Consider the following 14,542-nt stretch of genomic DNA (forward strand, 5'->3'; position numbering starts at 1 on the left):
CGCCGGCTGCAAGGAATTCGTGCTTCATGGGTTTGTTCAATCGGAAAGATTCCGCAGCCGACGCGCCGTCCGGCCGGCCGCGTCCGTCCGTATCCAGCGAGGCCCAGGCGGCCGAACTACGCTCGCGGGCGCGCCGCCGTCTGGCCGGCGCGGTCGCCCTGGTGCTGGCGGCCGTCATCATCCTGCCGATGGTGCTGGATTCCGAACCGTCGCGCGTCAGTGACGATATCCCCATCCGTATCCCGGACCGCAATTCGCCTTATCAACCCACGGTGTCGGATCCGCAGGCGCCCGACGCCGGCGCCTCCAGCGGCGCGGGCAATGGCACGCCTGCTACCACCGGCGTAGCGCCTCCCGTCACCGCCGCTCCGCAGGCGCCGGCTACCGGCCAGCAGCCCTCCGCCGCGCAACCGCCGGCCGCCGCGGGCCAGCAAGCCGCGGGCGGCCAGGCCGCCGCGCAGGGCAGGCCAGATACCGCACGCCCCAGCGGCGATCCCGCGCATGCCGATGCCGGCCGCGTCGCGCCGCGTTCCGATACCCGCTCCGAGACGGCCCGCACCGAACCCAAGCCGGAAAGCCGCCCCGAACCCAAACCCACCGCCCGGCAAGAGTCTGCGCCCCGCACCGACGACGGCAGCAAGGCCCTGGCGCTGCTGGAAGGCCGTGGCTCGGGACCGGCACCCGCCAAGCCGGCCCCGGAAGCCCGTTCCGGCACCGACACCAAGGGAAATTTCGTGCTGCAGGTCGCGGCATACACGACCCAGGCCGATGCCCAGGCGCGCCGCGACAAACTGCATGCGGCCGGCGTGACCAACGCGTTCGTCCAGGAAGCCAGCGTCGGCGGCAAACAGCAATATCGGCTGCGCGTGGGGCCGTTCCCCTCGCGCGAAGCGGCCCAGGCGGCCCAGGCAAGGCTGCGTACCCTGGGCTATGACAACGGTTTCATCGCCGCGCAGTGACAGGGTTCGATTTCGTCGTGGTGGCGATCATCGCCATATCGGGCCTCCTGGGCCTAGTGCGTGGCTTGCTGAAGGAAGTGCTGTCCCTGCTGGCATACATCCTGGCCTTCGTGGCGGCAATCTGGTGGGGCCCTGCCGTGTATGGCTGGCTGGCCCCCTGGATCGAAACCACGGTGCTGCGCATGGGCGCCGCCTATGCGGCCGTGTTCCTGGTGGTGCTGCTGGGGGTGGGGCTGGTCAACATGACTTTGTCGGCGCTCATTCGCACCACGGGGCTATCGCCCGCGGATCACGGCCTGGGCGGCCTGTTCGGACTGGTACGCGGCGCGCTGATCGTGCTGGTGCTGGTCACGGCCGCCGGCTACACGCCGCTGCCCCAGGAAGCCTGGTGGCGCGATGCGATGTTTTCCCATACGGCCACAGAAGCCGTCAAACATACCAAAGTGTGGCTTCCGCCGTCGCTGGCGTCGATGCTGCCGTATTGAACGTGGCCGCTTTGCCGCCATATCTCGGATAGAACGCAGTAGGATCAACAGGAAATTGCCATGTGTGGAATCGTAGGGGTCGTGGGGCGCGGGCCGGTCAACCAGCTGCTCTATGACAGTCTGCTGCTGCTGCAGCATCGGGGCCAGGATGCGGCCGGTATCGCCACCGCGCAGGGCAGCCAGTTCAACCTGTACAAGGCGCACGGCCTGGTGCGCGACGTTTTCCGCACTCGCAACATGCGGGCGCTGCCTGGCACCAGCGGCGTCGCGCAGGTGCGCTATCCCACGGCCGGCTCCAGCGCCAGCGAAGAAGAAGCGCAGCCGTTCTACGTCAACGCGCCCTTCGGCATCATGATGGCGCACAACGGCAACCTGACGAACTGGCGCGAACTGCGCGAATCCCTGTTCCGCGTCGATCGCCGCCACATCAACACGAATTCCGATTCGGAAGTCCTGCTCAACGTGCTGGCGCACGAACTGCAGTCGGCGGCCAACGGCATCTCCCTGGACGACGACGCGATCTTCCGCGCCGTCGCGGCGGTGCATCGCCGCGTGCGCGGCGCCTACGCCGTGGTCGCGCAGATCGCCGGTTACGGCCTGCTGGCTTTCCGCGATCCCCACGGCATCCGCCCGCTGTGCATCGGGCGCCAGGAAACGGAACACGGCGTGGAATGGATGGTCGCGTCGGAATCCGTGGCGCTGGAAGGCAGCGGCTTCATCTTCGTGCGCGACGTCGCGCCCGGCGAAGCCGTTTTCGTCGACCTGGACGGCAAGTTCTATAGCCGCCAGTGCGCGGAGAACGCCCAACTGGTGCCCTGCATTTTCGAGTACGTGTATTTCGCGCGTCCGGATTCGCTGATGGACGGCGTCTCCGTCTACGACGCCCGCCTGCGCATGGGCGAATACCTGGCCGACAAGGTGGCGCGCACCTTGCGCCTGGGCGACATCGACGTCGTCATGCCGATTCCCGACTCATCGCGTCCCGCCGCCATGCAGCTGGCCGCGCGCCTGAACCTGGATTATCGCGAGGGCCTGATCAAGAACCGCTACGTCGGGCGCACCTTCATCATGCCGGGCCAGGCCGTGCGCAAGAAATCCGTGCGGCAGAAGCTCAATGCCATCGGCCGCGAATTCCAGGGCAAGAACGTGCTGCTGGTGGATGATTCCATCGTGCGTGGAACGACCAGCCGGGAGATCGTCGACATGGCGCGCGCCGCCGGTGCCCACAAGGTGTTCTTCGCCTCGGCCGCGCCACCCGTGCGTTTTCCCAACGTGTACGGCATCGACATGCCGACGCAGCGCGAACTCATCGCCACCGGCCGCAGCGACGAGGAAATCGCGCGCACCATCGGCGCCGACGCGCTGGTCTACCAGGATCTGGGCGATATGCAACAGGCGGTGCGCGATCTGAACCCCGCGATGTCGCGCTTCGAGGCATCCTGCTTCGACGGCGATTACATCACCGGGGACATCACGCCCGAATACCTGGAACGGCTGGGCCAGAGCCGCGGCGAATCGGACGAGGAGTCCCGCGGCGGCCTGTTGTTCAATATGGGCTACGCCGCCAACGACGCCTGATCCACCGCCGTCCCAATACCCTGCTGTTCAGGCGCGGCGCAGTAGCGCGCGCAGGCTCAGCAGGGCCAGGATCACGAACAAGGCCAGGCTCCACAGGGCGTACTCGACGCCCAGCACCTTCACCGTCGCATCCGCGCAGGTGGCGTAAATGCCGAACACCGACGGCATCGCAGCGTCCAGCCCGCTACCGGCGATGACCTTGTCGGCGAAGGTCTGCGCGCATGACAGCAGCCGCGACGCGACGGTGTACTGGTAATAAGCCGCCCAGATGCCGCACGCCGCCAGTACCAGGCCCAGCAGGGCTCCGAGCCGGCGTAGCGTGGGCCCCAGGAATGCCAGCACCAGGCAGACGACCCCGATAACGACATAGATCAGGCGTTGCAGCACGCACCAGGCGCACGGTTGCAGGCCGAAGGCATATTGGGACACAAGCGCGATGCCGACGGCGCCGAAGGCCAGGACGGCGATCAGGGCCAGGGTGCGTTGCGATGTCGATGGCATGGCGGTTCTATCCTGTGGCGGAAATGGAAGGTAAGGGCAGCCCACGTACACGCCGGGCGCGTACGGTCCAAGGCGCGGGCAGGGCTACTTCACCCCCGCGGCCGACGCATGGTTGACCGCTTCGACCAGCACGCCCAGCAGGAGTTCATGCACGCCATCCCAGACGATCTGTACACCCAGGCACAGCAGCACGAAGGCGGACAGCCGCATGAACACGGCCGTACCGTTATCTCCCAGCCGGTACAGGAACTGGGCCGCGAAGCGCAGGCAGCCGTAAAGGATGATCGCCGTTATCAGGATGCCCGGCAGCGATCCGGCCAGTTTGATCAGGCTGACGAGGCGGTCCGGCTCGCTTAGCGAGGCGCCCACCGTGATGGCGGCCGCGATGGACCCGGGGCCGCAGCTGATAGGGAAGGTCAGGGGGTAGAAGGCCCGCGCCTTGGCCATTTCCGGCGTGAAGGATTCCGCCGCGCGCGCGGCGTTCTGTGCGCCGCCATCAGGCGAATTCACCAGGCGCCACGCGCTGGTGATCACGAGAAGGCCGCCTCCCACGCGCACGATTGCCAGCGACAGGCCGAAGAAGGTCAGAAGCACGTTGCCGGCGACCATCGCGATGGTCAGCATCACGCCCACGTTGATGGCGACGCGCTTGGCCAAGGCCACCCGCGTCGCGCTGGACGCGCCTTCGGTCAATGTCCAGAAGATCGGTGCAACGGCAGGCGGGTTCAGGAAGGGCAGCAGCGTGGCCAGCGCAAAGAGGAAACTGCGGCCAAATACCAGGAGATATTCGTGCACGAGCATGAGAGGGAAGCCTGGCCGATAAAAGGAGCATCGATTGTAAGCGTGCGGCAATATTCCGGGGCATGTCAGCGCGAAGGTAATCCCGCGTCCGATGCGGTAATGTCGCGTCGGATTTCATCCCCATGCTGCCCCGGCATGTGCCGTATCGCGGTTCATGCGGCCGCGCGCTGCGCGCCGTCTCCCGCCAGCGCGTCCAGGATCGCCCGCTCGAATTGCATTTGCGCGCGCGGCCTTTCCAGCGTTTCGCCTTCGATGATGAAAACGTCCTCCACGCGGTCGCCCAGGGTCATTACCTTGGCCATTTGCAGATTCACGCCGTGGCCGACGAAGACCCGCGCCAGCGCATGCAGCAAACCCGGCCTGTCCGTCGCCGTGACGGACAGGCGCCAGGATTTGCTGCGTTCGTCCGGCTGCAGCTCGGCCTGCGGCGGCACGGGAAACACGCGCGACATGCGCGACTGTCGCGATCGGCCATAAGGCGCCGCCACGCCCGCGCCGCCTTGCGAAAACGTCGCGGGGTCCTTCAGTCGGGCGGCTAGTTCGTGTTCCACCAGGGCCGCCTGCGCGCGCAGGTCGCTGGCACCGTCGGGTAGCAGCACGATAAAGCTATCCAGCGCCCAGCCGTGGCGCGTCGTGTGGATGCGCGCATCCTGAATGCTCAGCGATTTGGCGTCGAAATAGCCACAAATGGCGGCGAACAGGTCGGCGGCGTCCCGCGTATAGACCATGACCTGCAAGCCTTCTCCCTGCTCCGTGGGCCGCGCCTTGACCACCGCCTGTTCCGGCGCGGGCCGATAGTACAAATGCCGCGTATGCCAGGCGATATCCGACGCATCGTGGCGAAGGAAGTACGCCACGTCCAGTTCTTTCCAGAAGGCTTCGCGCGCGTCGTCGCGCAGGCCGGCCAGGCGCGTCAGCCGGGCGGCCTCCGCCTTGCGGTGGTTGAGGACGGTATCCGCGTCATGATGGGCGCCGCCCAGGGCGCCCAGCGTCAGGCGGTACAGGTCTTCCAGCAGCTTGCCTTTCCAGGCATTCCAGACCTTGGGGCTGGTGCCACGGATGTCGGCGACCGTCAGCAGATACAGGGCGGTAAGGTGGCGTTCGTCCTTGACCGTGGCGGCGAACGCGCGCACGACTTCGGGATCCGACAGGTCTCGCTTCTGGGCCACCGTGGACATCAGCAGATGCTGGCGGACCAGGAATTCGACCAGCTCCGCGTCCTCGGCTGCCAATCCGTGTTCGTGGGCAAACTTGCGCACTTCACGGGCGCCCAGTTCCGAATGATCGCCGCCGCGGCCCTTGGCGATATCGTGGAACAGCGCGGCGACGTAGAGCAGCCAATGGCGGTCCAGTTCGGAGATCAGCTGGCTGGCGAAGGGATACTCCTGCGCGTGCTCCGGCATGGTGAAGCGGCGCAGGTTGCGGATCACCGTCAGCGTATGCTGGTCCACGGTATAGACGTGGAACAGGTCATGCTGCATCTGGCCCACGATGCGGCGGAACACCGGCAGGTAGCGCGGCAGGATATTCAGCATGGTCATGCGGCGCAGTTCATGCACGATGCCGGCGGGCTGCTGCAGGATTTGCAGGAAAAGCCGCCGATTGACCGGATTGCGGCGAAACTGCGCATCGATGCGGTGGCGCGCGTGCCAGATGGCGCGCAGCGTGCGCGCCGACATGCCTTTCAGGTGCGGATGCTGCTGCATCACCAGGAAGGCGCGCAGCAGCAGGGTGGGATTGCGTTCGAACCCGTCGTCGCGGATGACGTCCAGCCGGTCATGCAGGCTGCGGAAGTCATCGTCGATGTCGCGTGCGTCGGACGCCGGACGGGGAAACAGCCGTTCCTCGATGTTCTGGACCAGGATGGAGTTCAGCTGCGTCACCAGCCGCGCCGCCCAGTAATACCGCTGCATCATCAATTCGCTGGCGCGCCGGGTGGCGGTCGCCTTGATGCCATAGACCTCGGCCAGCGCGGGCTGCAGGTCGAAGAGCACACGGTCTTCGCGGCGCTTGGACATCAGGTGCAGTTCGATGCGCAAGCGCTTGAACGCCTGTTCGGCGCGCCGCAGGCCGCGTGCCTCCGATGCGGTAAGCAGTCCCGCCTTGGAGATTTCGCGCCAGCTCTCGCCGAAGCCCGCGGCGCGCGCCATCCACATGATGACTTGCAGGTCGCGCAGGCCGCCGGGCGATTCCTTGCAATTGGGTTCCAGCGCGTAAGGCGTGTCCTGGTAGCGGGCATGGCGCTGCTGCATCTCGACCCGCTTGGCCCGGAAAAACAACGCCGGATCCAGGCGCGCGCGCATGGCGGTGTCGAAGGTCTTCATCAGGGCGCGATTGCCCGCCAGCCAGCGCGATTCGAGCAGGGCGGTTTCGACGGTGATGTCGGCATCCGCCTCGTGCTGGCAGTCGGCGATGGTGCGCACGCTGTGACCGGGCTCCAGGCCCAGGTCCCAGAGGGCCGCCACCAGCCGTTCGATGGCCGATTCCTCGTCGCGCGACGGGGCATGCGGCAGGAGGATGAGCAAGTCGACGTCGGAGTGCGGATACAGTTCGCCGCGCCCGTAACCGCCCACCGCGGCCAGCACTGCCCCCGCCGGCAGGGGGCACTGCTTGATCAGCTCGCGCAGCGTCTGGTCGGTGATCCGTCGCAGCTCGTGCAGCAGCGGATCGGGCCGTTCGTGTTCGCGGAAGGCCGCGATTGCGGCGTCGCGCCGGGCACGCATGCGGGCGCGCAGCGCCGGCAGGTCGGCGGCGGCCGTGTCGGCGGCGGCCGTGTCGGCCGCTGTCGCGGTGGAAGGTTCGGCTTGCGTACTCATACGGCGGTCCTTCCGGGTTCGGCGGGCGCTAGGCGGCGGGCACGGCGATGCTTTCGGTGACGAAGCTGGGCGGGGCCGGCATCCCCGGCGAGACCGTCAGGACTTCGTAGCCGGATTCGGTGACCAGCACCGTGTGTTCCCACTGGGCCGACAGGCTGTGGTCGCGGGTGACCACGGTCCAGCCGTCCGACAGCTGGCGGATTTCACGCCGTCCGGCATTGATCATCGGTTCGATCGTGAAGATCATGCCCGGGACCAGCTTCACACCCGTGCCCGGCTTGCCGTAGTGCAGCACCTGCGGGTCTTCATGGAAGCGCCGCCCCACGCCATGGCCGCAAAATTCGCGCACCACCGAAAAACCGTTGCCTTCGGCGTGCTTCTGGATGGCGTTGCCGATGTCACCCAGGGTGGCGCCGGCGCGCACCTGGCGGATGCCCAGCCACATGCATTCATAGGTGATGTCGGCCAGGCGGCGCGCCAGGATGGACGGCTCGCCCACATAGAACATGCGGCTGGTGTCGCCGAACCAGCCGTCCTTGATGATGGTGACGTCGATATTCAAAACGTCCCCGTTTTTCAGCACCTTGTCGCCCGGGATGCCGTGGCAGACCTGGTGGTTGACCGAGGTGCAGATGGCGCCCGGGAAGGGGGGGTAGCCCGGCGGCGCGTAGCCGACCGTGGCGGATTTGACCTGCAGCTCCTTGGTCAGGTAGTCCAGCGCCAGGCGGTCCAGTTCGCCCGTGGTGACGCCGGGCTTCACGAAAGGCGCCAGGTAATCCAGTACGCGCGCGGCGTCCTGGCAGGCCAGGCGCATTTTGTCGAGATCGGCGGGGTCGGTGACTATGCCCATGTATCAGCTTGAGGATTGGCTTGGAAAAATAGTAGAATTATAGGCTTCCCTGAAAAAGCAGGGGGAAGTCCCTGGTGCGTGGTGGGTAGTGAAGGTGGATAGTGAAGGTGGATAGTGAAGTGTATGGGTAAGGGTGGAGTGAATAAGCCCCGCCCTGAAAGTTTCCCGAGGTTCACCGACGCCCACCAAGACACACCAAGAGCCAGGTTGTTGAATCTGTTAAGTCTATAGCGACTGCTTTGAATCGCGCGCCACGCCAACGAGGGTGTCGCCGGCAACGCTGGAAACCCGGTCCCAGGACCGATAGCGTGCCGGAGGATGCGGGCCTGGCGCAAGTCCAAACCCTTGGAGATAACTATGTCCCTCATGCGTGAAATGCTGGAAGCCGGCGTCCATTTCGGCCACCAGACCCGTTACTGGAATCCGAAGATGGCTCCCTTCATCTTCGGTCAGCGTAACAAGATCCACATCATCAACCTCGAACAGACGGTCGGCAAGTACGTCGAGGCCACCAAGTTCGTCAAGCAGCTGGCTGCCCGTGGCGGCAACATCCTGTTCGTCGGCACCAAGCGCGCGGCCCGCGAGCTCATCGCCGCCGAAGCCGCCCGTTGCGGCATGCCCTACGTCGATGCCCGCTGGCTGGGCGGCATGCTGACCAACTTTAAGACGGTCAAGACCTCGATCAAGCGCCTGAAGGACATGGAAGCGGTGGTCACCGAAGGCGGCGCCGAGCGCATGATCAAGAAAGAAGGCCTGCTTTTCCAGCGTGAACTGGAAAAGCTGAACAAGTCCATGGGCGGCATCAAGGACATGACCGGCCTGCCGGACGCGATGTTCGTCATCGACGTTGGCTATCACAAGATCGCCATCGCCGAAGCGCGCAAGCTGGGCATTCCGGTCGTGGCGGTGGTCGATACCAACCACTCCCCGGACGGCATCGACTACGTCATCCCGGGCAATGACGACTCCACCAAGGCCATCGCGCTGTATGCCAAGGGCATGGCCGACGCCGTGCTGGAAGGCCGCGAACAAAACCTGAGCGGTCTGGTCGAAGAAGGTGGCGAAGGCCAGGAAGAGTTCGTCGAAGTGCAGGACGGCCAGGCCTGACAGGCCTGATCAGGACAGGGCGCCAGGCGCGTTGCGCCGGCCCGGTCCTGCCGGCGCCCGACGGGCGCGCCCCCGTATCGAAATCACATGCCCCGGCTTGCCGGGGCGTGCTTTAGCAAGAATGGAGCGAACATGGCTGAAATTACCGCCTCGATGGTCAAGGAATTGCGCGAAAAGACCGACGCGCCCATGATGGAATGCAAGAAGGCGCTGACCGAAGCCCAGGGCGATCTGGCTCGCGCCGAGGAAATCCTGCGCGTCAAGCTGGGTAACAAGGCCAGCAAGGCGGCCGCGCGCGTCACCGCCGAAGGGCTGATCGGCCTGTACATCTCGGCCGATGGCAAGCAGGGCGCCGTCATCGAAGTCAATTGCGAAACCGACTTCGTGGCCAAGAACAACGACTTCATCGCCTACGTCAACACCCTGGCCGAAGTGGTCGCGACCAAGAACCCGGCCGACGTCGCCGCGCTGTCCGACCTGCCGCTGGAAGGCGGCACGGTGGAAACCGTCCGTACCGGCCTGATCGGCAAGATCGGCGAAAACATCTCCATCCGCCGCTTCCAGCGCATGGAAACCGCCAACAAGCTGGCCAGCTACGTCCATGGCGGCAAGATCGGTGTGCTGGTCGATTTCAACGGTGCGGACAGCGTCGGCAAGGACCTGGCCATGCATATCGCGGCGACCAAGCCCAAGGCGCTGAATGCCGCCGGCGTGTCGCCCGCGGACATCGCCACGGAGCGCTCCGTCGCCGAGCAGAAGGCCGCCGAATCGGGCAAGCCGGCCGACATCGTCGCCAAGATGGTCGAAGGCTCGGTGCAGAAGTTCCTGAAGGAAGTCACGCTGATGTCGCAGCCCTTCGTCAAGAACGACAAGCAGACCGTTGAGCAGATGTTGAAGGCCGAAGGCGCCGGTATCGCCGGTTTCGCGCTTTTCATCGTCGGCGAGGGCATCGAGAAGAAAACCACCGACTTCGCCGCGGAAGTCGCCGCCGCCGCTGCCGGCCGCGCCTGATAAGCGCCCGTAAGCGCCTTATCCGTTCGCATTGCAGCTTTTTTATTACAGGCCGGCGACTGACCGGCCTATTTCTTGTCTTACACTTCCGTCGGATCGTTTCTAGGGATATCGCTCATGGCCAGCAGATCGTATAAGCGGGTTCTTCTCAAACTGTCCGGCGAAGCGCTGATGGGAGATGATGCATTCGGCATCAACCGCGGCACTATCGCGCGGATGACGGAGGAAATCGCCGAAATCGTCAATCTGGGCGTGGAGCTGGCCATCGTCATCGGCGGCGGGAATATCTTCCGCGGCGTCGCGCCGGGCGCCCAGGGCATGGATCGGGCCACGGCCGACTACATGGGTATGATGGCCACCATCATGAACGCGCTGGCCCTGCAGGATGCCCTGAAACACCGTAGTGTCGATACGCGGGTGCAGTCTGCCCTGAATATCGAACAGGTCGTCGAACCCTATATCCGTCCCAAGGCCCTGCGCTACCTGGAAGAGGGCAAGGTGGTGATCTTCGCCGCGGGCACCGGCAATCCGTTCTTTACGACGGACACCGCGGCGGCGCTGCGTGGCGCCGAAATCGGGGCGGAGATCGTCCTGAAGGCCACCAAGGTGGATGGCATCTACAGCGCGGATCCCAACAAGGATCCCACCGCCACCCGCTATTCCCGCATCAGCTTCGACGAGGCCATCGTGCGCCGGCTCGAAGTGATGGACGCGACTGCGTTCGCGCTATGCCGCGACCAGAAGCTGCCGATCAAGGTCTTTTCCATCAACAAGTCGGGCGCGCTGAAACGCGCGGTGACCGGCGAAGATGAAGGTACCCTGGTACACGTTTGAATTGAAGGAGTCGCAATGAGCGTCGCAGACATCAAAAAATCGGCCGAGTCCCGGATGGCCAAGTCCATCGAAACGCTCAAGGTCAATCTGTCCAAGATCCGTACCGGACGCGCGCACACCGGTATCCTGGATCACGTGCACGTCGAATACTACGGCTCTCCCGTGCCGATCAGCCAGGTGGCCAACGTCAACCTGGTCGACGCGCGCACGATCAGCGTGCAGCCCTACGAAAAGAGCATGGCGGGTCCGGTGGAGAAAGCCATCCGCGAATCCGACCTGGGGCTCAATCCGGTCTCCATGGGCGAAACCATCCGTGTGCCCATGCCCGCGCTGACCGAGGAGCGCCGGCGCGACCTCACCAAGGTCGTGAAGAACGAAGGCGAGGACGCCAAGATCGCGGTGCGCAATCTGCGGCGTGAAGGCAACGAGGCCTTGAAGAAGCTGGTCAAGGACAAGTCCATTTCCGAGGACGAAGAGCGCCGCGCCCAGGACGAAATCCAGAAGCTCACCGATCGCTGCGTGGCAGAGGTCGACAAGCTCATCGCCCAGAAAGAAGCGGAGATCATGACCGTTTGACGCGGATACGCGCGCGGTCTTTCCATCTCATGACTATCAGTTCCACCCAGGCGGTTCCCCAGACGTCGGATATCCCGCAGCATGTCGCCATCATCATGGACGGCAATGGCCGCTGGGCGACGCGGCGGCACCTGCCGCGTACCGCCGGGCATGCCAAGGGCGTACAGGCCGTGCGGCGGGTCGTGGAGGCTTGCGGCCGCCGCGGCGTGCGCTACCTGACCCTGTTCGCCTTCAGTTCGGAAAACTGGCGCCGCCCGGCCGAAGAGGTCTCGCTGCTGATGCGGCTCTTCGTCCAGGCGCTGGAGCGGGAAGTCGACAAGCTGGACGGGCAGGGCGTGCGGCTGCGCGTCGTGGGCGATCTGTCGCCCTTCGAGCCGCGACTGCGCGAACTGATCGAGCAGGCCCAGGCGCGCACCGCGCACAATGATCGCCTGCATCTTTCGGTCTGCGCGAACTACGGCGGGCGCTGGGACATCCTGCAGGCCATGCGCCGCATGATCGTGGAGAACCCGGACCTGGCGCAGGCGCCGGACCAGATCGACGAGGCCACGCTCAGCCGCTATCTTTCCATGGCCTGGGCGCCGGAACCGGACTTGTTCATCCGCACCGGGGGTGAACAGCGCATCTCGAACTATCTTATCTGGCAACTGGCCTATACCGAACTCTTCTTCACGGAGCGCTATTGGCCGGACTTCGGCGGGCCGGAGCTGGAAGAAGCCTTCGAGTGGTATAGAACGCGGGAACGCCGCTTCGGGCGCACCAGCGCCCAGGTCAGCGCGGCCGGAAAGCGCTGACTGGTACCGTTCCGATAAAAAAACGGCAGAATACCCTGTCCCCGCCACGGCGGCGGGCCGCCGCCCCAGACCAGGAGACCCCATGCTGCGCCAGCGTATCGTCACAGCCGTCATCCTTCTTGCCGTCCTGGCCGCCACGATGGCGGCGCCCACGCCGTGGCCCTTCATGGCGTTGCTGGCCCTGGCCACCGCCTGTGCCGGCTGGGAATGGGCGCGCCTGACGCTCCCCGCGCCAGGCGGGGCCGGTGCCGTGGCTGTCGGCGTCCTGCTCGGCATCGCCGCCTTGTGCGTGACGGTGTGGTGGACGGGCGGCGACCGCTACGAATTCGCGGATGAAGCCTCCCGGGCCCTGCTGTTCAATTGGATCGTGCCCCTGTCGGCGCTGCTGTGGGTGGTCGGGGGCACCATCGCGGTGGTGCGCGGGCGCAGCGACGCGCCGCCGGCCAGCCTGTCGCTGACCCTGTTCGCCCTGCTTGCCCTGATGGCGGCCTGGGCCGTGCTGGCCTTGTTCTTCATGGCGCGCGGCGCGGTCTTCCTGCTGTCCCTGCTTGCCCTGGTGTGGGCGGCCGACATCGCGGCGTACTTCGGCGGGCGCGCCCTGGGCCGCCACAAGCTGGCCCCGCGGGTCAGTCCCGGCAAGACCATCGAAGGCGCCGCATGCGGCATCCTGGCCGCCGTCGTATGGGTAGGGGTCAGCAGCTATTGGGACGGCACTTTCGGCCATGCCCTGGTCCAGCGCTGGACCGTATGGGGCGCGCTGCCTATCGCGGCGTTGCTGGCCGTCCTGTCCATCGTCGGCGACCTGTTCGAATCGCTGCTCAAACGGCGCGCCGGGCGCAAGGATTCCAGTAATCTGTTGCCAGGCCACGGCGGCGTCTACGATCGCATCGACGCCATCCTGCCGGTGGCGCCGGTGGCCTTGCTTCTCAGTGGAGTACTGTTTTGACTGCGTTTCAGCGTATCGCCGTGCTGGGATCCACGGGATCGATCGGCGAAAGCACCCTGGACGTGATCGCCCGCCACCCGGAGCGACTGGGCGTCCATGCGCTGTCCGCCCATAGCCGCATGGATAAACTGGCGGAACAGGCACGGGCCAGCGGCGCGCGCGTGGTCGTCGTGCCCGACGCGGCGGCCCAGGCGCGTTTCCAACAGGCGTGGGGCGGCGGTGCGCCGATGCCGGAAATCCGGGTCGGCGCCCAGGCCCTGGCCGATACGGCCGCCGATCCGGATTGCGATACCGTCATGGCGGCCATCGTCGGGGCCGCCGGCCTGCCGTCCGCGCTGGCGGCCGCCCGTGCCGGCAAGCGGGTCCTGCTGGCCAACAAGGAAGCCCTGGTGGCCGCCGGTTCGCTGTTCATGGGCGCGGTGCGCGACCACGGCGCCGAACTACTGCCCATCGACAGCGAGCACAATGCCATCTTCCAGTGCCTGCCGCACGGCGAGCGCGCCTCGGCGCCCACGCGTCCGGCCGCGGGTGTGCGCCGGCTGATCCTGACCGCGTCCGGGGGGCCTTTCCGCCAGCACGACCCGGAACACCTGCACGGCATCACCCCAGCCCAGGCCTGCAAGCATCCCAACTGGAGCATGGGGCGCAAGATCTCCGTCGATTCCGCCACCATGCTCAACAAAGGGCTGGAAGTCATCGAGGCCTACTGGCTGTTCGCCATGCCGCGGGACCGCATCGAGGTGCTGATCCATCCGCAAAGCGTCGTGCACTCCATGGTGGAATACGAGGACGGCTCGGTCCTGGCCCAATTGGGGCAGCCCGACATGCGCACCCCCATCGCCTACGCGCTGGGCTTTCCCGAGCGGCTGGCCAGCGGGGTGGGGCTGCTGGACCTGGCCCGCCTGGGCCGGCTGGACTTCGAAGCCCCGGACCTGCGTCGCTTTCCCTGCCTGGGCCTGGCCTTCGACGCCTTGGCCTCGGGGCAGGGCGCCTGCATCGCGCTGAACGCCGCCAACGAAATCGCCGTGGATGCCTTCCTGCGCGAACGGCTGCCCTATACCCGCATTGCCGCCGTCATCGCCGAGACCCTGGAGTGGCATGCCGGTCGGCCATCTGTTACCCTGAATCACCTCGACGACGTCCTGGCCGAAGATGCCGCGGCGCGCGCCCAGGCGGAGCGTATCCAGGCGCGTTCCGCTTCCGCCGGCCGCTGATCCCGCCGCGTCGCCAGCCGCACCGCGCCGGGATCCCGCGCGGGCGGCGGGTTGGCCTCACCCATTCGGT

14 protein-coding genes are annotated in these 14,542 nt (G+C 66.1%); 10 read left to right on the plus strand and 4 right to left on the minus strand.

Annotated features, from left to right (window positions below):
- Positions 1-26 precede the first annotated feature (26 nt).
- From AKI39_RS10740 to purF, 3 genes are read left to right on the plus strand one after another with little or no spacing between them, the layout of a single operon-like run.
- The gene (locus tag AKI39_RS10740) at positions 27-959 is read left to right on the plus strand and encodes an SPOR domain-containing protein (protein WP_066635440.1); all 933 of its coding nucleotides are present in this window, start codon (positions 27-29) and stop codon (positions 957-959) included.
- Positions 956-1,444, plus strand: a complete 489-nt coding sequence (locus AKI39_RS10745) for a CvpA family protein (RefSeq protein WP_066635442.1) — start codon at positions 956-958, stop codon at positions 1,442-1,444. Before AKI39_RS10740 ends, AKI39_RS10745 begins: the two co-directional genes overlap by 4 nt.
- Positions 1,445-1,504: 60 nt before the next feature.
- Positions 1,505-3,022 carry an amidophosphoribosyltransferase gene (purF, locus tag AKI39_RS10750; protein ID WP_066635443.1) on the plus strand — a complete coding sequence of 506 codons (1,518 nt, stop codon included), beginning with the start codon at positions 1,505-1,507 and terminating at the stop codon, positions 3,020-3,022.
- A gap of 27 nt (positions 3,023-3,049) precedes the next feature.
- Here purF and AKI39_RS10755 read toward each other — a convergent pair whose 3' ends face one another.
- The 4 genes from AKI39_RS10755 to map form a co-directional block, all read right to left on the minus strand.
- A complete protein-coding gene (locus AKI39_RS10755; protein ID WP_066635444.1) occupies positions 3,050-3,523 on the minus strand; it encodes a disulfide bond formation protein B in 474 nt (157 codons plus the stop codon).
- Between the two features lie 84 nt (positions 3,524-3,607).
- Entirely contained in the window at positions 3,608-4,324 is a 717-nt protein-coding gene (locus AKI39_RS10760) for a MarC family protein (RefSeq protein ID WP_066635445.1), read from the minus strand.
- A gap of 152 nt (positions 4,325-4,476) precedes the next feature.
- Positions 4,477-7,047, minus strand: a complete 2,571-nt coding sequence (locus AKI39_RS10765) for a [protein-PII] uridylyltransferase (RefSeq protein ID WP_066642717.1) — start codon at positions 7,045-7,047, stop codon at positions 4,477-4,479.
- 121 nt (positions 7,048-7,168) lie between these two features.
- Positions 7,169-7,990: a type I methionyl aminopeptidase gene (gene map / locus AKI39_RS10770; protein WP_066635447.1), complete on the minus strand. Its 822-nt coding sequence runs from the start codon at positions 7,988-7,990 to the stop codon at positions 7,169-7,171.
- Positions 7,991-8,347: 357 nt separating this feature from the next.
- Between map and rpsB the strand changes: the two genes are divergently transcribed.
- The 7 genes from rpsB (at position 8,348) to AKI39_RS10805 (ending at position 14,472) form a co-directional block, all read left to right on the plus strand.
- On the plus strand, positions 8,348-9,097 hold the full coding sequence (gene rpsB, locus AKI39_RS10775) for a 30S ribosomal protein S2 (RefSeq protein ID WP_066635453.1): 750 nt from the start codon (positions 8,348-8,350) through the stop codon (positions 9,095-9,097).
- Between the two features lie 132 nt (positions 9,098-9,229).
- Positions 9,230-10,108, plus strand: a complete 879-nt coding sequence (tsf, locus tag AKI39_RS10780) for a translation elongation factor Ts (RefSeq protein ID WP_066635456.1) — start codon at positions 9,230-9,232, stop codon at positions 10,106-10,108.
- 117 nt (positions 10,109-10,225) lie between these two features.
- On the plus strand, positions 10,226-10,942 hold the full coding sequence (gene pyrH / locus AKI39_RS10785; protein WP_066635459.1) for a UMP kinase: 717 nt from the start codon (positions 10,226-10,228) through the stop codon (positions 10,940-10,942).
- Positions 10,943-10,957: 15 nt separating this feature from the next.
- Positions 10,958-11,518 (plus strand): ribosome recycling factor, encoded by a 561-nt coding sequence (gene frr, locus AKI39_RS10790; protein ID WP_066635462.1) that lies wholly within the window; start codon positions 10,958-10,960, stop codon positions 11,516-11,518.
- Between the two features lie 29 nt (positions 11,519-11,547).
- Positions 11,548-12,312, plus strand: coding sequence for a polyprenyl diphosphate synthase (gene uppS / locus AKI39_RS10795; RefSeq protein ID WP_066635464.1), 765 nt, complete (start codon positions 11,548-11,550; stop codon positions 12,310-12,312).
- 82 nt (positions 12,313-12,394) lie between these two features.
- Positions 12,395-13,258: a phosphatidate cytidylyltransferase gene (locus AKI39_RS10800; RefSeq protein ID WP_066635466.1), complete on the plus strand. Its 864-nt coding sequence runs from the start codon at positions 12,395-12,397 to the stop codon at positions 13,256-13,258.
- Positions 13,255-14,472 (plus strand): 1-deoxy-D-xylulose-5-phosphate reductoisomerase, encoded by a 1,218-nt coding sequence (locus AKI39_RS10805; RefSeq protein WP_066635468.1) that lies wholly within the window; start codon positions 13,255-13,257, stop codon positions 14,470-14,472. Before AKI39_RS10800 ends, AKI39_RS10805 begins: the two co-directional genes overlap by 4 nt.
- The last annotated feature ends 70 nt before the right edge of the window (positions 14,473-14,542 follow it).

Origin of the sequence: Bordetella sp. H567 (assembly GCF_001704295.1) — a bacterium.
In the GTDB taxonomy this organism is placed as follows: Bacteria; Pseudomonadota; Gammaproteobacteria; order Burkholderiales; family Burkholderiaceae_B; genus Bordetella_C.

What these genes read in the sequence shown, in the direction of transcription:
- purF (WP_066635443.1), top strand. Translation starts at nt 1,505, where the DNA reads ATGTGTGGAATCGTAGGGGTCGTGGGGCGCGGGCCGGTCAACCAGCTG.
- rpsB (WP_066635453.1), top strand. Translation starts at nt 8,348, where the DNA reads ATGTCCCTCATGCGTGAAATGCTGGAAGCCGGCGTCCATTTCGGCCAC.
- AKI39_RS10765 (WP_066642717.1), bottom strand. Translation starts at nt 7,047, where the DNA reads ATGCGTGCCCGGCGCGACGCCGCAATCGCGGCCTTCCGCGAACACGAA.
- AKI39_RS10800 (WP_066635466.1), top strand. Translation starts at nt 12,395, where the DNA reads ATGCTGCGCCAGCGTATCGTCACAGCCGTCATCCTTCTTGCCGTCCTG.
- frr (WP_066635462.1), top strand. Translation starts at nt 10,958, where the DNA reads ATGAGCGTCGCAGACATCAAAAAATCGGCCGAGTCCCGGATGGCCAAG.
- map (WP_066635447.1), bottom strand. Translation starts at nt 7,990, where the DNA reads ATGGGCATAGTCACCGACCCCGCCGATCTCGACAAAATGCGCCTGGCC.
- AKI39_RS10755 (WP_066635444.1), bottom strand. Translation starts at nt 3,523, where the DNA reads ATGCCATCGACATCGCAACGCACCCTGGCCCTGATCGCCGTCCTGGCC.
- AKI39_RS10740 (WP_066635440.1), top strand. Translation starts at nt 27, where the DNA reads ATGGGTTTGTTCAATCGGAAAGATTCCGCAGCCGACGCGCCGTCCGGC.
- AKI39_RS10760 (WP_066635445.1), bottom strand. Translation starts at nt 4,324, where the DNA reads ATGCTCGTGCACGAATATCTCCTGGTATTTGGCCGCAGTTTCCTCTTT.
- uppS (WP_066635464.1), top strand. Translation starts at nt 11,548, where the DNA reads ATGACTATCAGTTCCACCCAGGCGGTTCCCCAGACGTCGGATATCCCG.
- pyrH (WP_066635459.1), top strand. Translation starts at nt 10,226, where the DNA reads ATGGCCAGCAGATCGTATAAGCGGGTTCTTCTCAAACTGTCCGGCGAA.
- tsf (WP_066635456.1), top strand. Translation starts at nt 9,230, where the DNA reads ATGGCTGAAATTACCGCCTCGATGGTCAAGGAATTGCGCGAAAAGACC.